This is a genomic window from Sphingomonas aerolata, from assembly GCF_003046295.1.
GTDB classification, from domain to species: domain Bacteria; phylum Pseudomonadota; class Alphaproteobacteria; order Sphingomonadales; family Sphingomonadaceae; genus Sphingomonas; species Sphingomonas aerolata.
This window is the reverse complement of record NZ_PZZN01000003.1, coordinates 550184-569193: the sequence shown is the minus strand read 5'-3', so window position 1 is coordinate 569193 and position 19010 is coordinate 550184. Positions and strand designations below refer to the sequence as shown.

Sequence of the window (19010 nt, the reverse complement as noted above, 5' to 3'; positions counted from 1 at the left end):
TGACGACTCATCTTCGCGCTCCCCGATTGTCGAGGTTGTGCTTTGCAGCGGTCCCGTGAGCGTCAGATCGCGAGGTCCGCGTACGATCCGTTCGCTTGTCGTGCAGATCCCGTGCAGATGATGAATCCAAACCCGGGCGGTGTACTCAGCGCGCGTTGCGAATGTCTTGGCGCAGGGCTAGCCTCCCTTCGGGGAGCATCGACACATGGAGTTCAAAATCCGGATCGGCCGGCGTTTCGTAACGAAGCGTTGTCGTCTGTCCGTTACCAGTTCGCCGATGCACAAGCAGAGCCCCCAACATTGCCACGGCTTATGTTCGCGATCTTCCTGACGCCCGCGTACGCGCCGTTCGCGATCGCGTTCGTCATAATGGTCGGGATCGGGCTGATCGAGGCGATCGGCCTCGGGCTCGGCCATCTCGATCTCGACGCGGACGTTTATGCCGAAACCGATAGCGGCGTGCTTGATTGGCTCGGCCTCGGTCACGAACTGCCGATCCTGATCTGGCTGACCTCGTTGCTCGGCTGCTTCACGCTCACCGGGATAGCCATTCAGCAGGGCGCGACCGCGTTGACCGGCGGCCCACTGCACTGGGGTCTCGCCTCGGGTGGTGCGCTGGCCGCTGGCAGCCTGCTCAACACTCTGGCCGCCAACGGGCTTGCCCGGATCATGCCCGGCTTCGAAACCAGTGTAATCTCCACTGACGACTTCCTCCGCCGCCGCGGCACCATCCTCGAAGGCACCGCCCGCCGGGGATCGCCGGCCCGTGCAAAGATCGTCGATCAGCATGGTCAGGCGCACTTCATCATGGTCGAGCCGCACGACGACGCCGACGTGATCGCCACCGGCGAGACCGCCCTGATCGTCCGCCGCGACGGCAAACTCTTCTACGCGCTGCCCGACGCCAACGCGCTCCTGCAGTCGATCTGACCACAATCATAACCGGGGAGGGTTTCATGCCCGCACAGCTTCTGAACGTCCTGATCTACGCCGGCATCGTGCTGTTCGCGCTGGTGGTGATCGGCATCATCCTGACCCGGCTCTATCGCCGCGCAACCAAGGACGTTGCGCTGATCCGCACGGGTTTCGGCGGCGAGAAGGTCGTGCTCAACGGCGGCATCATGGTAATCCCGGTGCTCCATGAGCTGATGCAGGTCCGGCTGACGACGGTGAAGCTGGAGGTCTCGCGCCTCAACAAGGATGCGCTGATCACGCTCGACAAGCTGCGCGTCGATGTCGTCGGGCTGTTCCACATCAAGGTGAAGCCCGACGCGGAGTCGATCGCTGCGGCCGCGCAGACGCTCGGTGATTCGGTCAACAGCCCTGATGCGGTGAAGTCGCTGCTCGACGGCAAGCTCGTGTCCGCGCTGCGTTCGGTCGCGGCGACGATGACGATGGAGCACCTCCACGCCAACCGCGCCGACTTCATCCAGAAGGTGCAGGAGGCGCTGATGACCGATCTGGACATGAACGGCTTTCAGCTCGAATCGGTCAGCATCACGCATTTCGACCAGACCGCGTTCGAGCATTTCAACGAGAACAACGCGTTCGATGCCGAAGGGCTGACCGTGCTCACGCGGACGATCGAGGAGCGCAAGAAGATCCGCAACGACATCGTCGCGACCAATCGCGTCGAGATCGAGCAGCGCAACCTCGACGCCAACAACCAGTCGCTCGAGATCGCGCAGGCCGCCGAACAGGCGCGCCTGACACAGGAGCAGACGCTGTCCGCGCGCCGTGCGGAACAGGCCACCGCGATTGCCACCGCCGAGGCCGAGCAGACCCGCCTCGCCGAGATCGCCCGCATCACCGCGGGCCAGGCGCAGACCGTCGCGCAGACCGAAGCCGACAAGGTGATCCAGACCGCCACGATTGCGCGTGACGGCGCGATCCAGACCGCGACGATCGAGCGCGACAGGACGATCGAGATCGCACGCATCACAACAGCGGTGCAGACCGCCCAGAAGTCGGAAGAGGAATCGACCGCCACCGCGGCAGCCAACGAAGCGCGCGCGCTGGCCGTCCGAGCCGAGGAAAGCGTCGCTACTGCCAAGGCGACCGAGATCGCCAACCGAAACAAGAATGTCGCCGTGATTGCCGCCACCCAGCGCGCGCAGGAAGAGGCCGTCGGCATCACCGTCGCTGCGACCGCCGAAAAGGAAGCCGCGGAAGCTCGTGCGAGCGCCCTGCGTACTGAAGCAACCGCCGAAGCAGATGCAGAGAAGGCGCGCGCGGAAGGCCGCGAGGCGGCCTTCAAGGTCGACGCGGCAGGTCAGGCGTCGCTGAACGAGGCGACCAACTTGCTGAGTGACTCGCAAACCGCACTGCTGATCCGCCGCGCGATGCTAGAAGCGTTGCCCGCGATTATCGCTGCGGCGAGCAAGCCGATGGAGAACATCGACAAGATCAGCATCCTGGACGCCCGGGGCCTGCACGGTGACAGTGGCAGCGATGGCGCCTCCGGGGGCGGCCAAGGCAACCTTGCCGACGCTGCGGTCGCAGCCGCTATGCGCTACCGCGTCGGCGGCCCGCTCATCGATGGCCTGATGGCGGAACTCGGCATGACCGGCAGTTCGTTGAACGGCATGCTCGCCGGGAGCAGCGCGGATGCGGCGCCTGCCCGAGCCTCCTCCAACGATGCCCACAAACATTCCGCTTCACTTAATGGTGGGACGGGCAACCCGCCGGCCTGATCGGAGGCACTCGAAGGCCCAGCCCTTGAAAATCGATCTGCGCTTCGAAGAAGACGGAGCGCAGATCTTCGCTAGAGACGCCCTGAGTGTAAGGACCGGGTCCGCCCCTGCCCTGCGCCCCATGCGCGCGATCGACGGCCCATTGGCAACATTGCCGCATCGGCCTCGGGCTCTACCGCGGGTGCCGTTCAAGACGTGCTGTTCGACCCCAGTTCGCAACGACAACGCCAAACCCAACCGTATCGGACGGATCGTGCGATTCGTCGCGTGAGATGCTGCGATCGGCGCAGGCATGCGGCGATGGTCTGGACCATTGGCGCAACCTGCGGCATCGCGGTCGTGCCAGGGGGCTGGAGCGTAAACGTGTTCAAGACAATGTGGAAAATGCCGGCAAAACTGCTCCGACGCGCGGCTGCCGAAAGCCCTGTCAACGGCGAGGATGCGGTGCCGGTCGCGGATGAGCAGCTCGCTACAGGCTCGCTGGAAGACATGATAAAAGCCGCGGACGAACTGTCCGCCGAAGATGCCGACTCATTGATCATCGAATGCGTCGGTCGTGACCGGCCCATCACTTGGGCGGAAATTCAGGGACTGCGCCATGCGACGACCTTCCCGGTCGACGCGTAGCTATCAGTCGACCCCTCTTAGCGGCGAAACTTGCCGAGCAGTCGTTCGAGCAGGCTTGGCTGCATCGCGATCAACTGCTGCTGGCGAAACCGGTCACGATCGGCTGCGGCACGCCGGTAAAGGGCGTCAAGCCTGTCCGCACCATAGCGGTCCGACAGGCGTGGCGGAGACTGATCGACGCGGTGAAACGAGGGCTGGTCGCGCTCGGGTCGGTGGGACATAACAGGCATTGATCGGGTTCCGGTGACAGGATGGCAGCCAAAATACACACGCTTTTTACCACCTTTTCAACACGCTTGGTCGTGAGCGGTTCCCGAAAGCGTGCTGAATCGAGGCGTTTTGGCGAAAACCGGCGGAACTTTCCAGCCTTCCACAAGACCCGTTTCCCGGGTCGAGATTCCGGCATTCGGGACCATCGGCAACGTCTGCTGTACAATCACGACGCAGGTCGGGTAGGCGCCGACCATGGGTGAAATCGACAGACTCGTTCCTTCCGGCGTCATCGAACAATGGGTATTCCATCTGCGGCGGCAGCGGGCCCGTGCGGCGGATACCATCTGGTTGATCGATCAAGGTTTCACGCTTCACGATGGCAAGTGCGGCACGCCGACGCACGACGCGACGGCACGCTGGCGCGCCGAGCAGGAAACCGTCATCGCGGAGGTCAGCGATCTTCTCAAACTCTATGACGAGATCAATTTGGGTCGCGACGTCCCGGCGGATGCCGACGGCGACCAAGGCCGTGACGACAGGCGTTGAGCATCGTCACGGACCTGACCGGCTAGGCAGTCACATAGGAGCGCAGCGATGCGGCAGTCCACGACCCAGATCACGATCGATACCCGCCGGCAGGGGCTGGTCGACATTACCGCCCCGATCCGGCGCTGGGTCGATGCGCAGGCGATGCAGTCCGGGTTATTGACGGTGTTATGTCGCCATACCTCCGCATCGCTGCTCATCCAGGAAAACGCTGCGCCCGAGGTCCGAACGGATATCGAGGCTTATTTCGAGCGCATAGCGCCGGAATCGAGTTCGTATCTGCACGATGACGAAGGGCCCGACGACATGCCGGCGCATCTGCGCGCCGCTCTCACGCAGGTACAATTGTCGATCCCAGTGATCGACGCCACGCTCGCGCTCGGCACGTGGCAGGGAATCTACTTGTTCGAGCATCGCCGTCGTCCCCATGGTCGCTCGCTGGCGCTTCATCTGATCGGAGACTGATCCTGCGTCGCGGACGACGGCCTATGACGGCGCCGAGGTGGTTTATTCAATCACCGTCATGGACCCGTGGACCAATCCCGTTCATCAACCGTTCCACCACTGAAGGCTAATGTAAGGCGTTTCGCCGCATTCGCCGCGAACGGAGACGACAATCATGTTCATCATGCCTGGTCGCAAGGTCCTGCTGGCAGCTCTCGCCACGAGCACGTTGCTGGTCGCGGGTTGTGCGACCGAAACCACCTACCGCCCGGCCACTGGCCAGGGGTTCAACCGCACCGGCTATAGCGATCGCCGGATCGAAGATAACCGCTTCCTCGTCAGCTTCGCGGGCAACAGCGTCACGTCGCGCGACACCGTCGAACGCTACCTCTTCTTCCGCGCGGCGGAACTCACGCTCCAGCAGGGATATGATTATTTCCTGATGGCGGACCGCGATACCAATCTTCAGTCGCGCACCTATTCGACCCCGGGGATCGGCGGCGGGTTCGGTTATGGCGGCTTTGGTGGCTATTGGGGTCCGTCGTGGCGCTATCGCGGCCGCGGCTTCGGCTGGCGGAGCTGGGATCCCTATATCGGTGGCGGCTTCGGTGGCTTTGGCGGCGGCGGGTTCGGTGGCCCATGGGGCAACGACTTCGACGTCCGCACGATCGACCGCTACGAAGCGACGGCCGAGATCGTGATGCGCAAGGGGCCGATCCCGCGCGACAACATCCGTGCGTTCAATGCAAAGCAAGTCGTCGACAATATCGGGCCGAGCGTCATCCTGCCAAAGTAAGCAGCGTCGCGGCCGCACCGCCGCAACCAAGCGTACAAGCAAAAGCCGGACCGTCCATGTGGGACGGCCCGGCTTTTTATTGCCTGCCATGCTGCCACCCTGGCGCAGCCGCTAAACGGCCGGCCCGTCAAAGCAGCGTTCAGACCGCGCCGTGACACTGTTTGTATTTGCGCCCCGACCCGCATGGGCATGGCGCGTTACGGCTGACCACGCCTTCCCAATTCGCCGGATCCTCGCCGATATCCGCGGCCTGGGGCTGCGGGATCTGCATCGGCGGGAGCTGCGACGTGATGTGCCCCGACATGCCACGTGCCTGGTCGAGGCTATCGTTCTCGCCGGTGAACGGGTCAAAATGCGTCGTGATGAAATCGGGCAGCTCGGGCAGGCCGACCGGCGCCTGGATCTGGAACTGCGCGTGCGCGATCGTCTTGGTCACGTCCTCGCGGATCGTCTCGAGCATCCGCTGGAATAGCGAGAACGCTTCCTGCTTATACTCGTTGATCGGCGTCTTCTGCGCATAGGCGCGCAGATGGACGACCTGGCGCAGCGCGTCGAGCGTCGCCAGATGCTCCTTCCAGTGATGGTCGAGATTCTGCAGCAGAATCGACTTCTCGACCGACGTCCACGTCTCGGTGTCGAGGTCTGCGGATTTCGTCGCGATCGCCTCGTCCGCCATTGCACGGATGCGTTCCTCGACGATCTCGGGATCGATCGCCTCTTCGAGCAGCCACGCCTCGATCTGCGGCTCGAGGTTGAGCACCTCGGCAAGCCGCGTCTTCATCCCCGCAATGTCCCACTGTTCCGGATAGGAATTGGGCGGGCAGGCTTCGCCAACGATGACGTTGACCGTCTCCGCACGCATGTCCGTCACCACGTCGCCGACGGTATCGGCATCCATGATGTCCGCACGCTGTTCGTAGATGACCTTGCGCTGCTCGTTCATCACGTCGTCATATTCGACGACCTGCTTGCGGATGTCGTAGTTACGAGCCTCGACCTTCTTCTGCGCGGTCTCGATCGCCTTCGACAGCCACTTGCTCCCGATCGCCTCGCCGTCCTCGATATTGTTGCGCATCATCTTGGCGAACAGCGTGTCCGGCCCGAAGATCCGCAGCAGATCGTCGTCGAGGCTCAGATAGAAGCGCGACAAGCCGGGATCGCCCTGACGACCCGAGCGCCCGCGCAGCTGGTTGTCGATGCGCCGGCTCTCGTGGCGCTCGGTACCGAGCACGAACAGGCCGCCCGCAGCGAGCACTGCCTGCTTCTCGGCCTCGATCTCGGTCTCGATCCGCGCCGCCTCGGCGGCATATTCGGGCGTGCCCTCGACCAGATCGGGATGCTCGTCGAGCATGCGGAATTCGAGATTGCCGCCGAGTTTGATGTCGGTACCGCGGCCCGCCATGTTGGTCGCGATCGTCACCGCGGACTTGCGCCCGGCCTGCGCGACGATGTGCGCCTCCATCTCGTGGAAGCGCGCGTTCAGCACCTTGTGCTCGACCGCCTCGCCGACGAGGAACTCGCTGAGCAGCTCGGACTTCTCGATCGATACCGTGCCGACGAGCACCGGCTGACCGAGATCGGCGTGATGCTTGATCTTCTTGGCGATGGCCGCGAACTTGTCCTTGGTGTCCTTGTAGAACTCGTCTTCCTCGTCGACGCGCTTGACCGTGACGTTGGTAGGGATGCTGACGACGTTGATCTTGTAGATGTCGTAGAACTCGGCCGCCTCGGTCGCAGCCGTACCGGTCATGCCGCCGATCTTCGGGTACATGCGGAAATAGTTCTGGAACGTGATCGAGGCCATCGTCTGGTTCTCGGGCTCGATCTGGACGCCTTCCTTGGCCTCGACCGCCTGGTGCAAGCCGTCCGACCAGCGCCGGCCGTCCATCATGCGACCGGTGAACTCGTCGATGATGATGACCTTGCCGTCCTTGACGATGTAGTCGATGTCCGACTTGAACATCACGATCGCGCGCAGCGCTTGGTTGAGGTGGTGGACGACCTGCGTGTTCTCGAAATCGTACAGGTTGGCGCCTTCGAGCAGCCCCGCGGCCTCAAGCATCCGCTCGACCTTCTCGGTGCCGTCCTCGGTGAGGATGATCGTCTTCTGCTTCTCGTCCTTGTCATAGTCACCGGGGACGAGCTGCTTCACGACCGCATCGACCTGGATATACAGCTCGGACTTGTCGTCGGTCGGCCCCGAGATGATCAGCGGCGTACGCGCTTCGTCGATCAGGACCGAATCGACCTCGTCGACCACCGCGAAGTTGAAGCGGCGCTGCACCATCGAACTGCGCTCGTACTTCATGTTGTCGCGCAGATAGTCGAAGCCGAACTCGTTGTTCGTGCCGTAGGTGATGTCGGCGGCATAGGCGGCGCGACGCTCCTCGTCCGACAGGTTCGGCACGATCACGCCGATCGTCATGCCGAGGAAGGTATAGACCTGCCCCATCCACTCAGCATCGCGCGCGGCGAGATAGTCGTTGACCGTGACGACGTGGACGCCGTCGCCCGGCAGCGCGTTCAGATAGGTCGCGAGCGTCGCGACGAGCGTCTTGCCCTCGCCGGTACGCATCTCGGCGATCTCGCCGCGGTGAAGGACGATGCCGCCCACCATCTGCACGTCGTAATGCCGCTGGCCAAGCACGCGCTTGGCCGCCTCGCGCACCGTGGCAAATGCCTCTGGAAGCAAGTCGTCGAGCTTCTCGCCGTTAGCGAGTCGGGCACGGAACTTCGCGGTCTGCCCGGACAATTCCTCGTCCGACATCGCAACGAGCGAAGGCTCGAACGAGGCGATCTTCGCTAGGATCGGATTGAGCGACTTGACGTAGCGGTCGTTGGACGACCCGAACAGCGATTTGGCAAAGCCACCGAACATGGGCTGATTTCCTGATTATAGGGCGCGACGGCACGCGGAGGCACGCACGCGCAAAGAGGAGGAGTGGCCCGCAGGCCGGGAGATCAGGCGCGCGGCGCTATTCGCGCCGACGGTCCATCCAGATAGGGGCCGTGATGATCGCGACGACGGGCAGCGTCGCCGAGGTGGCAACGTCGTCGAGCGAGGCGAGCGCGGCGACCGGTCGTACCGCGACCTTCACCACCGCCACCGCAGCGGACTGCGCGCAAACGCTGCCCTGCGCCACCGCCTGCGCGGACTGCCCACGCACACCGGGCACCGCGCCGGTCAGCGCGGACAGGAGGGCAGAAAGGAGAAGCAGCAGGTTCATGCGGGACCGGCTGTATGCGAGCTTGCGTGGAAAATCTACCATTCGTCGGACGGAAGCACCCGGCGAACGCGCGGACGCTCGATCCGTAAGGGGACGGCGTGGTGCGTAGGAACGACGATCCTGACGGACGCTCGTCGACCGTCGACGCGCGCAGATGTCATGCGATAGCCCCCAACCGCACGGGACACCGGTCGACGGGCGTCTGTCAGACGCGACCCGCGATCTTGCGGGCCGGACCGCAGCGACTATGAAGGCCGGATGCAGATCTCGCCGCTCGCCTTGCCCTTCCCCGCCGCCCCTTTGATCGACGGGGTCGTGCCGCATGTCGCGCGTGCCGGCTACAAGGCCTGGGACCGGTGCGACCTGACGTTCGTGACGCTCGATCCGGGGACGGTCGTTGCGGGCGTCCTTACGCAGAGCAAATGTCCGTCGCCCGAGGTCGAGTGGTGCCGCGCGGCGCTGACGCTCGGGCAGGCGCGCGCGCTGGTCGTCAACGCGGGCAATTCGAACGCCTTTACCGGTGCGCGTGGCCGTGCAGCGGTGGAGGCGATCGCCGCACGCACGGCAGCGCATCTTGGCTGTCAGCCTTCGGACGTGTTCGTCGCCTCGACTGGCGTGATCGGCGTACCGTTGCCGATCGACAAGGCCGAAGCCGGGCTCGACGCCGCGTTCGCGGCCGCACCGTGCGGCTGGGAGGACGCCGCCGCGACGATCATGACCACCGATACCTTTACCAAGGGTGCGGTGACGACCGCGGTGATCGGCGATCGGACCGTCACTTTGGTCGGCATCATCAAGGGCTCGGGGATGATCGCACCGGACATGGCGACGATGCTCGGCTTCATCTTTACCGATGCCGCGGTCGAGCCGGCGTTTCTCCAGGCCGCACTGTCCAAGGCCAATGCTCCGAGCTTCTCGTGCATCACCGTCGACAGCGACACCTCGACCAGCGACACGGTGCTCGCATTCGCAACGGGGAAGGCGGGTAACGCTCCACTTAGCGACGACGACAGCATCGGGGCGGATGCGTTCCGCGCGGCGCTGGTCGATCTATGCCATCAGCTTGCCCTGCTGGTCGTCCGCGACGGCGAAGGCGCGCAGAAGCTGATCGAGATCCGGGTGACCGGCGCGGACAGCGACCGTAGCGCACACCGGATTGCAATGAGCATCGCCAACTCGCCTCTGGTCAAGACGGCGGTCGCCGGCGAGGACGCCAATTGGGGTCGTGTCGTGATGGCCGTCGGCAAGGCGGGAGAGCCAGCCGACCGCGACACATTGTCGATCCGCTTCGGCAATACGCAAGTGGCTGAGGGCGGGCTCGCGCTCAGCGGCTATGACGAGGCGCCCGTTGCGGACCATCTGAAGGGGCAGGACATCGAGATCGGCGTCGATCTCGCGCTGGGCGACGGTGCGGCCACGGTGTGGACCTGCGACCTGACGCACGGATATATCTCGATCAACGCCGACTATCGAAGCTGAGCTCACCTCTAACCGCCACCTCAAAAAGTCTGAGGTGGCGGTAGTGGTACGTACCGTCTTAGGCGAGCTCGCCTTCAAGCCACGCCTTGAGCTGGCCCTTGGGTGCCGCACCAACCTTGGTTGCTGCCGGGGCGCCGCCCTTGAACAGGATCATCGTCGGGATCCCGCGCACGCCATACTGGCCCGGCGCATCGGGGTTCTCGTCGATGTTGAGCTTGGCGATCGTCACCTTCTCGCCCAGTTCCTCGGACAGCTCCTCGAGGCTCGGCCCGATCATCTTGCACGGCCCGCACCATTCGGCCCAGAAATCGACGAGCACGGGGCCGTCGGCGTTCAACACGTCGGCATTGAAGCTCGCATCGGTGATCTGCTTGGTTGCCACTGAAATATCTCCTTCGTTATACCGTAATCTAGGGTCCGGCTGCACGCGTCTCAACCGTCGACAGCCTAGCTTTGCTCCGTCATCGCATAGCGCGGCTTGTGCCTGTCGAGCATATCGGCCGATATCTCGATCAATCGGGGTGCCGCGGTGTACAGCAACGCCGCCTCGATCGTCCGCCCCGGAAAGATCACCCGCAACGCCGCCGCATAGGCCGCCATCTGCTTGAGATGATAGTCCGGCACCTCGTCGAGCCCGCGCGGCGCACGCCGCCCGGTCTTGAAATCGATCACCCGGATGGTCTCCGCACCGATCAGCAGCCGGTCGACGGTGCCCGATACCACGATGCCGTCCGCCAGCGTGGCCGCGATCGGCGCTTCGGCAAGCGAGTCGATACCGAACAGGTCTGCGAAGCGCGGATGCTCGATCACGCCGATCGCGCTCGCTGCAATTTCCGCACGCGCGGCGGGATCGGAAACACCGCCGGCCTGGCCGAGCCAGCGATCCGCCGCCGCCGCCCGCGAACCGCCGTCGACCGCGGGAAGGCGCTCGAGCAGCTTGTGGATCAACGCGCCGCGTTCGGCCGCAAGCCGCATCTCCGGGGTCGGCGGCGGGTCGGACACCGCATCCTCGCCGAGCGCAGATGGCGACAACGGTCGCGACGGTCGCGACTCCTTCGGTGCCGCGTGCCGGGCCCAGTCGGGTATCGTCTGGGAAGGCACGGCCACGTCGTTCGCCGCGGGCTTGACCGGTACCGGAAATTCCGTCCCGTCGCCGACGAAGACCCGCTCGCCCTCCGCGTCCGCCACGCCCAACGCCGTCAGCGCGCGATCCGCGGCGCCATACCAGCTCGTCACCGGCGCAATGCCCTGCGCCCGCGTACCGAGCGCGCCCGCGATGACCAGACGCTCCTCGGCGCGGGTCGCCGCGACATAAAACAGCCGCCAATGCTCCTCCAGTTCGCGCCGCTCGGCTGCAGTCACCACGGCATCGAGGGGGCCACCCCGCTCGCTGCTGCGCGGGCGGAACACCGGCAACGGGGCGACCATGTCCTCGGGAGTCCATTTCAGGATCGACCGCGGTGCGGCGGCGGGATCGGCGGTCGCATCGGCAAGGATCACCAAGGGTGCCTGCAGGCCCTTGGCGCCGTGCGCGGTCATCACGCGCACTGCATCGAGCGGCGCCGACGGATCGCGGACGATGTCGACATCGCCGCGATCGAACCAGTCGAGGAAGCGCTGCAGCGACGGTGTCGTGTTGCTCTCGAACGTCAGTGCTGCGTTGAGCAGTTCCTCGATCGGATCGCGCGCTTCGGTCCCCAGCCGCAGGATCAGCTTGCGCCGTCCGTCGAGCGGCCCGGACAGGAGCTCCTCCAGAAACTGATATGGCGTTGCGATGTCCGCACGAGCGAGCATCGCGAGCAGCGGCGCAAGGCGCTCGGCGGACTGCGTCCGCTGAAGATGTCGCCACAACGGGCCGGCCTCACGTGGCGCCGCCGCCATCAGCTCGTCCTGCGTCCAGCCGATCAGCGGCGAGACGAGCAGCGATGCCAGGCTCAGATCGTCTTCCGGCTGCAACACGAAGCGGATCGTCGCGAGAAGATCCTGGACGGCGAGCGGTGCGTTCAAGCGCAGCCGGTCGACACCCGCGACGGGCACGCCCTCGGCATAAAGCCGCGCGACGATCAGCGACGCGAGATCGCCGCGCCGCTTCACGAGGATCATCACATCCTCGGGACGGAGCCGTCGCCCCTTGCTCTCGAGCATCAGCCCATCGGGCGCGAGCCAGCGTCGGACCGCCTTGGCGATATCGCCCGCGAGCTTGCGGACCGCATCGTCGACCCAGCCCTCCTCGTCGTCCTCGCTCCCCCCTGCGATGACCGTTGGCCACAGCGTCACGCTGCCCGGGCCCTTGACCTCGCTCGCATGGACCTCGAGCTCGCCGATCGCGCCAAGCCCCGGCTCGCCCGCCGCGGCGACCGCGGCATCGACGAACGTGAGGATCGGCCGGGTCGATCGGAAGGAGTGGGTCAGCGACAGCCGCTCGAGCGGCAGGCCCCGCTCCGCCTCCGGCCATTCGTCGTCGCCCGCAACCTCGAGCGCACGCCGCCCGAAATGCAGCTCTGCGGCGGCGAAGTTGAACGGGTCGGTCCCCTGAAAGCCGAAGATCGCCTGCTTCCAGTCGCCGACCGTGAACAGCGTGCGCGTCGACGGGGCATAGATACCGCGCCCGACGAAGAATTCGTCGGCCAGCGCCCGCACGATCCGCCACTGGTCGGCATTGGTGTCCTGCGCCTCGTCGATCAGGACATGCTCGGTTGCCTGATCGAGCTTGTAGCGAACCCATTCGCCAATGCCGGGCTGGTCGAGCAACGCCACGGTCGTCGCGATCAGATCGTCGAAATCGACCCCGCCGACGCGTCGTTTCGCGAGTGCATAGGCACGCGCATAATCGCGCCCGACCTCCAGCCCATCCGCGAGAAGATCGGCATAGGCCACGCGCTGGATCATCGATGCAATATCTGCACAGGCCGCGCCGACATCCTGTGCCAGGATCTCATAGTCAGGTTCGAGGTCGATCAGCTTCTTCTGCGCCTTGCGCGGCTCCCCCTTGGCCGTCAGCACGACGCCTGCGAGGTCGGGAAGCATAGCCGCACGGTCCGGCGACGCGAGCCACGCCTCAACCGTGGCCGCCTGCTTCAGGCCGGTCGCGGTTCCCCACGCCCGGTTGGCCGCGCCGATCCGCGTGATGGCATCGATATCCAGCGCCTCGCACCAGTCCGCGACCGCCTCGTCGATATTGCCGGCGGGCAGTTCGAGCGTCCGGCGCAACCAAGGCCGGATACCCGACGGCAACGCCTCGAGCGCGGGCAGCGCGCGGGCGCAGGCCATCAGGAACCCCTCGGCACCGCCCTCCCCCATTCGCAGGGACAAACGGCCCACGATCTCGACGGGACGCTCCCGCCCCTCACGCTCGGCGTCCGCTAGCATCCCCGCCAGCGCCTCGCGTGCAAGCCCGGCTTCCTCGCGCGCCTCCAGGGGGCGAAAACCGGGGGTTAGCCCGGCTTCGACCGGAAACGCCGCCAGCAGCCCCTGACAGAAGCCGTGGATCGTCTGGATCCGCAACCCGCCCCCCGGCGCGTCGAGCACCTTGGCAAACAGCGTCCGCGCACGATCCTGCAACGCCTGGTCGGGCACCTCCCCCAAGGCGATCAGATCGGCACCCAGCGCGGGACCGGGCATCCGCACCCACGCGGCAAGACGCCCGTTGATCCGCTGTGCCATTTCGGCGGCACCCGCCTTGGTGAAAGTCAGGCACAGGATCGCGCCCGGATCGACGCCGCGCAGCAACAGGCGGAAGACGCGCGCCGCGAGGACCTGGGTCTTGCCGGTTCCCGCCGATGCGGACAGCCAGACATGAGCGCTGGGGTCACTAGCTGCGGCCTGCGCGCCCTTGAGCCGGGGTAAGGTGCGGAGCTCGCCACTATTCACGGCCATACCATTCATCCCGGCGCATCAGCTGGTCATATTCGGCATAAGGCGCATATTCCGGCACGAGCTTGGCGGTGAAGGCGGCGCTGCCGGTGAGCCAGTTTCCCGCGACCTCGGTAAAGTTGTGTGCCGCCGTCGCGGTGAAATCCGCGGTCGGGATCTTGTCACGTTTGCCTTCGGGATCGACCGGACTCTCGACATAGCCAAACGCATCGCGCTTCTTGCCAAGCGACCAATATTCGAACGCACCCGCCTTGCCCGCGACATCGGCAAAGCCGCCGCGCTCGGCGATCAGGCCGAGCAGCCCCAGCTGGAGGCTATAGCCCGCGCGCACCGCGGTCGCCGAGGGTGGCTTGCCGGTCTTGTAGTCGATGATCGCCAGCTCGCCGCCCGGCAGTCGGTCGACACGGTCGTACCGTCCCCGCAGCGTCACCCCCGCAATAGCGATCTCGCCCTTGCCTTCCGCGCTGGCGACGACCCGGCCATCGATGGCCTGCGCCGCGATCGTGCCCGCGATCCAGTCGATCGCCTCGAGCAACCGCGGCTGCCAGAGCGCACGCATCATCGGGTGCGTCCGCTCGTCGCGCAGCATCGCCTCGGCACGCGGCCGCAATGCATCGATCGCGCAGGCGTCGTGCTTCCACCATTGTTCGAGAATGTCGTGGACCGCGGTGCCGCGCCACGCGGCGCTCGGATCCGCATCGACGGGGTCGAGCGGCATCAGTCCGAGCACCCGGCGCGCGTAGAAGGCATAGGGGTCGGCCTTCAACCGGTCGACCTCGGTCACCGAAATCAGCCTTGGCCGCAGCGCGGCGATAGGCGACGGTGCCGGACGGTCGGAGGGCCGGTGCGCCCGCGGATCGTCGAGATCGCGTGTCCACGCCTCCAGCGCCTCGGCGCGCTCGAACCTGTCCCCCGCAAGGGCCTGCAACCGCAGCCACAGTCGCGACGCCAACGCCGGCGACTTGGCGTCGCGGCGCGCACGTGTGACGATCGCCCGCGGCGCGCCGAGCGCCTGGGCGAAATCATGCGCCGACGTCCCTACCTGCCGTTCGAGACCCGGCAGCCCGAGTTCAGCGCGGATCCGCGGCGCGAGCCACGGGTCCGGCGCGGGACGGCCTGGCCACATGCCTTCGTTCAGCCCGCCCAGAACCATCAGGTCTGCGGTCTGCAGTCGGGCCTCGAGCAGGCCGTAGATCGCCAGACGCGGATGCGCGCCCTGCAATGGCCGCACCGCAACCTCGTCGAGCAAGGTCCGCAAAAGCTGCGCAAGTTCGCCGGGATCGACAAGCGGCGGGCCGGCATCGGCTTCGATCTCAAGATCGGCAAGGCATTGCGCCGCGGCACGCCCTGCGGGGCCGGCCCAGAGTTCATCGCCGCACAGCGCCGCGGCCGTCTCGCGAACGATCGCCAGCAACGGGCCGAGCGGCTGGGCGCCGCGTTCGAAAACCGTGGCGATCGGCGTGAGCAGCGCTTGCGCCTCCGGCCACCAGCGCTTCGCCGTTCCGGCACGCAGATGCGCATCGACAGCATCGAGCCCTGCTGCGGGCCGCGGTCCGCGCAACGCGCGATCGAGCGCGCGAACGCCGTCGAGCCACGCCAGCCGGGTATCGCCACTGCGGACCAGCGGGTGCTTCAGCAGCGCCAGCAACGCAAGCGGTGCGAAACGCTGTGCCGCAGCCTCGACCAGCGCGAGGATCAGGGTCCCGGGCGGGAGGATCGACAAGGGCCGGCCCGCGCTGTCGTCGATCAGGATCTGCCAGCGTCCAAGATGCGCCGCGACACGCCGCGCTAGTGCGCGATCGGGCGTGACGAGCGCCGCTGTCCGTCCCGGCTCCTCCAGTACGCCGCGCAGGGCCAGTGCGATCGCCTGCGCCTCCTCGGCGGGGGTTGCCAGTTCGGCGACCGTCACCCCCTTCAGGCGGCGGTCCTCCGCGCCCAGCCGGGTCCACTTTCCCGTGAAGTCGGCGGGGGCCAGTGCATTGGCGATAGCGCGGCTTCGGGTCGTGTCGGCGTCATGGCCACCGCCCTCGCGCCAGGTCGCAACCTCGGCGCGCCCGACGCCCATGCGTTCGAGCAGGAGCTTTAGATGAAATTGCGGATGCGTTTCGATCGACCGCCGCGTCAGCCCGGTATCCGGGTTTCGCGGGTGGGGTCCCAGCGCATCCCACTCCTCGTCGGGCAGGTGCAGATCGAGATCCGCGAACACCACCATGCCGCCTGGCAGGTCTGCGACGCAACGCAGGGCGCGCGCGACCGACGGCGCGGAGTCGGTGACGCCCGCAGCGCAGACCAGCCCGGCCGGCGGCGTCGCACGCCACCGCACCACCAATCTGTCGAGCAGCGCGGCGCGCCGAGTCGCCGCGTCGATCCGCCCCAGGCGGGCCAGCTCGCCCGGCCATCGCTGCAACACGACGTCGAACGTCGACAATGCGCGCTGCCAGTGTTCGGTCAGTTCGGGACCGAGTTCGATCTCGTGCAGGCGCGTCGGCGCGACCTCCTCGACGAGCAGCTGGTCGAGCGTCTTGGCGAGTTCGCCGGCAAGTCGGACCGCCTCGGCCGCATCGATCGGATGCCCCCCGCGCCGGCGTTCTTCCGACACCAGCCGCGCAAGGATCATCCGCCGCTGATAGGGCGGCACCGCGGGCAGCGGCGGATCGGCGTCGTCCGCCGGATCGAGCGCCGCGCCGACCGCTTCGCCCAGCCCCGTGTCGCCCAGCGCGATCATCCGCGGCAGAACCAGCCCCCCGCCGCTCGCCCGCACGAACGCATCGGTCACCGCCCGGATCGCGCGGTTGTTGGGCAACAGGATCAGCGCGCGGGCGAGCGCCAGCGGGTCCTGCCCTGCCCGCCGGAGCAACCCCGCGACCAGTGCATCGGCAAAGGCGCGATGGGCGGGGATGGTGTAGAGGGTCGGCCCCGTCCGTTCAGCCACCGGCCAGGATTGCCTCGGTCCTTGGAATCGCCGCGGGGGTGCCCACGTCGAACCACAGGCCCTGATGGACCTGGCCAAATGCCCGGCCCGCAGCGATCGCACGGTCCCAGAACAGGTTCGTCGAAAACGGTCCCTCGGGCCAATCCGCGATGACGCGCGGGTGGAGAATCTGAATGCCCGTGAAGGCGAAGGGTGCGACCCGCCCCGGCTTGCGTCGTCCGGTGATCCGCCCGTCCGCTGCGAGATGGAAGTCGCCCGGACCGCCGTGATTGTGCGCGCGGGCGAGCGGCACCATCAGCAGCAGCGCATCCATCGTCGCATCGTCCCAGCGCGACGCAAGCAGGCGGATCGCGTCGACCGGTCCGTCAATCCAGAGATTGTCGCTGTTGACCACCAGAACCGGCGCATCGCCGAGCAGGGTACGTGCCTGAACCAGCCCGCCGCCCGTCTCCATCAACCGGCGACGCTCGTCCGAAATCACGACCTCGATATCGGGGTAGCGATCGGTGACATGCGCCTGCAACGTATCGGCAAGATAGTGAACATTGACCACCGCGCGCGCGATCCCGGCACGCTGCAGCCGATCGAAGACATGGTCGATCAGCGCCTTGCCGGCCACTTCGACCAGCGGCTTGGGGCGCGTCGCGGTCAACGGGCGCATCCGCTTGCCGAGCCCGGCCGCCATCACCATCGCCGTCTCGGGCACCGTCCCGCGCGGGATCGGACGGATCATGCGCTGGCCGCTCATGCCGCCAACGCCAGCGGGTCGCCGCGCCGAGCGGCCGGCACATTGGCATCGAACCAGGCCGCGACCGGCGCCATCACCGGCTGGGCCAGGTCACGCTCGAGATACGTCCAGACCCGGGGACACAAGGTCGGGTACCGCGGCTTGCCGTCGCGCTTCCACAGCCGCGTGAAAATGCCGAGGATCTTGGCGTTCCGCTGCGCGCCAAGCACGTGATAGGCGTCGAGGAAATCGTCACCGACGCCCGTCGCTTCGCGGTAGCGCGCGAGCATCGCCACCTCGACCATAGGGTCGACGTCGCGCCGTGCGTCTTGCAACAGCGACACGAGGTCATAGGCCGGGTGCCCGGCAAGCGCGTCCTGGAAATCGAGCAGGCCGAGCGCTCCGTCCGGTGCGAGCAGCATCAGATTCTCCGCATGATAATCGCGCAGTACGGTGACGGGGTCGGTCGCGATCCCGTGATCGAACACGGCGTCCCATGCCGCATCCCAGCCCGCCCGGTCCGGGACGATCCCGATGGCCGGGCAATACCAGTCGACGAACAGCGCGGCCTCGCGCGCCAGGACGGCACGGTCATAGGGTGCGAATGGTCCGGCCGGGTGCGCGTGAAGACGTCCGAGCAGGTCGATCGCGGGCGCGTAGAGCGCCATGCCCTCGTCGGACGATGCGTCGATCGCCTCGCGCAACCGATCATCGCCAAAATCCTCGATCAGCACGAGTCCCTGCGTCAGGTCGCTCGCGAGGATCGCGGGTGCCCGGAACGTCCGCTCGACCAGCCACTGTGCGACCGCGATGAACGGGCGCGGGTCTTCATGTGGCGGCGGCGCGTCCATCAGCATCGCGTGGCGTGTCCCGGCGACGACGCGGAAATAGCGACGGAACGACGCGTCGCCCGCTACAGGCAGGAGCGTCGCCCCCGCCCAGCCCTGCGCGTCGAGAAATGCGGCGGCGCCCGCCGGGGGTGTCATATCGGCCATCGCCGCGTCCAACCCTCCGGCACTCCGGCTGTCAAGCCGCGCGTGCCATCCGGTTCGATCGTGAGGTCGAGCCGAAGCGCGTCCGGCCAATAGTCCGGCCCCGCCCGCTCTGGCCATTCGACGATCAGCACGGAATCATAGCGCGCGTCGTCAAGCGCGAGCTCGACGATCTCGTCCGGATCGTCGATCCGGTACAGATCGACGTGGAGCACCGGCAGACGCACCTCGGGTGGTGCATAGGGCTGGACGATCGCGAAACTCGGCGATGGCGCCTCGCCGACCAGACCGAGCGCGGCCAGCAGCCCGCGTGCCAGGCTCGTCTTCCCCGCGCCGAGCGTCCCCGTCAGCGCAATCACGTCACCCACCTTGACGTGCGCTGCCAGTTTCGCGCCGAACGCCTCGGTCGCGGCGGGATCCTCTAACCGCAGCGCCGTCATGCGACCGAACCCGGGCAGCGT

16 protein-coding genes are annotated in these 19010 nt (G+C 66.5%); 7 read left to right on the top strand and 9 right to left on the bottom strand.

Annotation, left to right across the window (positions count from 1 at the left end):
* Positions 1-312: 312 nt before the first annotated feature.
* The 3 genes from C8J24_RS15130 to C8J24_RS15120 all read left to right on the top strand — a co-directional run bounded on the left by C8J24_RS15130 (position 313) and on the right by C8J24_RS15120 (position 3320).
* Entirely contained in the window at positions 313-930 is a 618-nt protein-coding gene (locus C8J24_RS15130) for an OB-fold-containig protein (protein WP_031393350.1), read from the top strand.
* Positions 931-956: 26 nt separating this feature from the next.
* Entirely contained in the window at positions 957-2693 is a 1737-nt protein-coding gene (locus C8J24_RS15125) for a flotillin family protein (protein WP_244180761.1), read from the top strand.
* A 300-nt stretch (positions 2694-2993) separates the two neighbouring features.
* Positions 2994-3320 carry a hypothetical protein gene (locus C8J24_RS15120; RefSeq protein WP_107933660.1) on the top strand — a complete coding sequence of 109 codons (327 nt, stop codon included), beginning with the start codon at positions 2994-2996 and terminating at the stop codon, positions 3318-3320.
* 17 nt (positions 3321-3337) lie between these two features.
* On the opposite strand, the gene C8J24_RS15115 is transcribed toward C8J24_RS15120, so the two are convergent.
* Complete coding sequence (locus C8J24_RS15115; protein ID WP_031439040.1) at positions 3338-3541, bottom strand: hypothetical protein; 204 nt, start codon at positions 3539-3541, stop codon at positions 3338-3340.
* Positions 3542-3785: 244 nt separating this feature from the next.
* Between C8J24_RS15115 and C8J24_RS15110 the strand changes: the two genes are divergently transcribed.
* The 3 genes from C8J24_RS15110 (at position 3786) to C8J24_RS15100 (ending at position 5319) form a co-directional block, all read left to right on the top strand.
* Complete coding sequence (locus C8J24_RS15110) at positions 3786-4079, top strand: hypothetical protein (protein ID WP_056675632.1); 294 nt, start codon at positions 3786-3788, stop codon at positions 4077-4079.
* Between the two features lie 48 nt (positions 4080-4127).
* Positions 4128-4544 (top strand): secondary thiamine-phosphate synthase enzyme YjbQ, encoded by a 417-nt coding sequence (locus C8J24_RS15105; protein WP_107933658.1) that lies wholly within the window; start codon positions 4128-4130, stop codon positions 4542-4544.
* A 154-nt stretch (positions 4545-4698) separates the two neighbouring features.
* Positions 4699-5319 carry a CC0125/CC1285 family lipoprotein gene (locus tag C8J24_RS15100; RefSeq protein ID WP_183937588.1) on the top strand — a complete coding sequence of 207 codons (621 nt, stop codon included), beginning with the start codon at positions 4699-4701 and terminating at the stop codon, positions 5317-5319.
* Positions 5320-5458: 139 nt separating this feature from the next.
* On the opposite strand, the gene secA is transcribed toward C8J24_RS15100, so the two are convergent.
* Both secA and C8J24_RS15090 read right to left on the bottom strand, forming a co-directional pair.
* Complete coding sequence (gene secA / locus C8J24_RS15095; RefSeq protein WP_107933656.1) at positions 5459-8197, bottom strand: preprotein translocase subunit SecA; 2739 nt, start codon at positions 8195-8197, stop codon at positions 5459-5461.
* Positions 8198-8294: 97 nt separating this feature from the next.
* On the bottom strand, positions 8295-8546 hold the full coding sequence (locus C8J24_RS15090; RefSeq protein WP_107933654.1) for a hypothetical protein: 252 nt from the start codon (positions 8544-8546) through the stop codon (positions 8295-8297).
* A 258-nt stretch (positions 8547-8804) separates the two neighbouring features.
* Between C8J24_RS15090 and argJ the strand changes: the two genes are divergently transcribed.
* Positions 8805-10025, top strand: a complete 1221-nt coding sequence (gene argJ / locus C8J24_RS15085) for a bifunctional glutamate N-acetyltransferase/amino-acid acetyltransferase ArgJ (protein ID WP_107933652.1) — start codon at positions 8805-8807, stop codon at positions 10023-10025.
* A 58-nt stretch (positions 10026-10083) separates the two neighbouring features.
* Here argJ and trxA read toward each other — a convergent pair whose 3' ends face one another.
* From trxA to tsaE, 6 genes are all read right to left on the bottom strand, one after another.
* The gene (gene trxA, locus C8J24_RS15080) at positions 10084-10407 is read right to left on the bottom strand and encodes a thioredoxin TrxA (protein WP_031393340.1); all 324 of its coding nucleotides are present in this window, start codon (positions 10405-10407) and stop codon (positions 10084-10086) included.
* A 65-nt stretch (positions 10408-10472) separates the two neighbouring features.
* Positions 10473-13901: a double-strand break repair helicase AddA gene (addA, locus tag C8J24_RS15075; protein ID WP_167396780.1), complete on the bottom strand. Its 3429-nt coding sequence runs from the start codon at positions 13899-13901 to the stop codon at positions 10473-10475.
* The gene (gene addB, locus C8J24_RS15070) at positions 13888-16830 is read right to left on the bottom strand and encodes a double-strand break repair protein AddB (protein WP_107933650.1); all 2943 of its coding nucleotides are present in this window, start codon (positions 16828-16830) and stop codon (positions 13888-13890) included. The genes addA and addB overlap by 14 nt, the downstream gene beginning before the upstream one ends.
* Positions 16823-17578 (bottom strand): nucleotidyltransferase family protein, encoded by a 756-nt coding sequence (locus tag C8J24_RS15065; RefSeq protein ID WP_107933648.1) that lies wholly within the window; start codon positions 17576-17578, stop codon positions 16823-16825. Before C8J24_RS15065 ends, addB begins: the two co-directional genes overlap by 8 nt.
* Positions 17575-18543 (bottom strand): aminoglycoside phosphotransferase family protein, encoded by a 969-nt coding sequence (locus C8J24_RS15060; protein WP_208620991.1) that lies wholly within the window; start codon positions 18541-18543, stop codon positions 17575-17577. Before C8J24_RS15060 ends, C8J24_RS15065 begins: the two co-directional genes overlap by 4 nt.
* The gene (gene tsaE, locus C8J24_RS15055; RefSeq protein ID WP_107933643.1) at positions 18540-18989 is read right to left on the bottom strand and encodes a tRNA (adenosine(37)-N6)-threonylcarbamoyltransferase complex ATPase subunit type 1 TsaE; all 450 of its coding nucleotides are present in this window, start codon (positions 18987-18989) and stop codon (positions 18540-18542) included. The genes C8J24_RS15060 and tsaE overlap by 4 nt, the downstream gene beginning before the upstream one ends.
* Positions 18990-19010: the final 21 nt, after the last annotated feature.

Excerpts from the sequence above, each read along its gene's own strand:
- C8J24_RS15130 (WP_031393350.1), top strand. The coding sequence starts at position 313 with ATGTTCGCGATCTTCCTGACGCCCGCGTACGCGCCGTTCGCGATCGCG.
- C8J24_RS15125 (WP_244180761.1), top strand. The coding sequence starts at position 957 with ATGCCCGCACAGCTTCTGAACGTCCTGATCTACGCCGGCATCGTGCTG.
- C8J24_RS15120 (WP_107933660.1), top strand. The coding sequence starts at position 2,994 with ATGGTCTGGACCATTGGCGCAACCTGCGGCATCGCGGTCGTGCCAGGG.
- C8J24_RS15115 (WP_031439040.1), bottom strand. The coding sequence starts at position 3,541 with ATGTCCCACCGACCCGAGCGCGACCAGCCCTCGTTTCACCGCGTCGAT.
- C8J24_RS15110 (WP_056675632.1), top strand. The coding sequence starts at position 3,786 with ATGGGTGAAATCGACAGACTCGTTCCTTCCGGCGTCATCGAACAATGG.
- C8J24_RS15105 (WP_107933658.1), top strand. The coding sequence starts at position 4,128 with ATGCGGCAGTCCACGACCCAGATCACGATCGATACCCGCCGGCAGGGG.
- C8J24_RS15100 (WP_183937588.1), top strand. The coding sequence starts at position 4,699 with ATGTTCATCATGCCTGGTCGCAAGGTCCTGCTGGCAGCTCTCGCCACG.
- secA (WP_107933656.1), bottom strand. The coding sequence starts at position 8,197 with ATGTTCGGTGGCTTTGCCAAATCGCTGTTCGGGTCGTCCAACGACCGC.
- C8J24_RS15090 (WP_107933654.1), bottom strand. The coding sequence starts at position 8,546 with ATGAACCTGCTGCTTCTCCTTTCTGCCCTCCTGTCCGCGCTGACCGGC.
- argJ (WP_107933652.1), top strand. The coding sequence starts at position 8,805 with ATGCAGATCTCGCCGCTCGCCTTGCCCTTCCCCGCCGCCCCTTTGATC.
- addA (WP_167396780.1), bottom strand. The coding sequence starts at position 13,901 with ATGGCCGTGAATAGTGGCGAGCTCCGCACCTTACCCCGGCTCAAGGGC.
- C8J24_RS15065 (WP_107933648.1), bottom strand. The coding sequence starts at position 17,578 with ATGAGCGGCCAGCGCATGATCCGTCCGATCCCGCGCGGGACGGTGCCC.
- C8J24_RS15060 (WP_208620991.1), bottom strand. The coding sequence starts at position 18,543 with ATGACACCCCCGGCGGGCGCCGCCGCATTTCTCGACGCGCAGGGCTGG.
- tsaE (WP_107933643.1), bottom strand. The coding sequence starts at position 18,989 with ATGACGGCGCTGCGGTTAGAGGATCCCGCCGCGACCGAGGCGTTCGGC.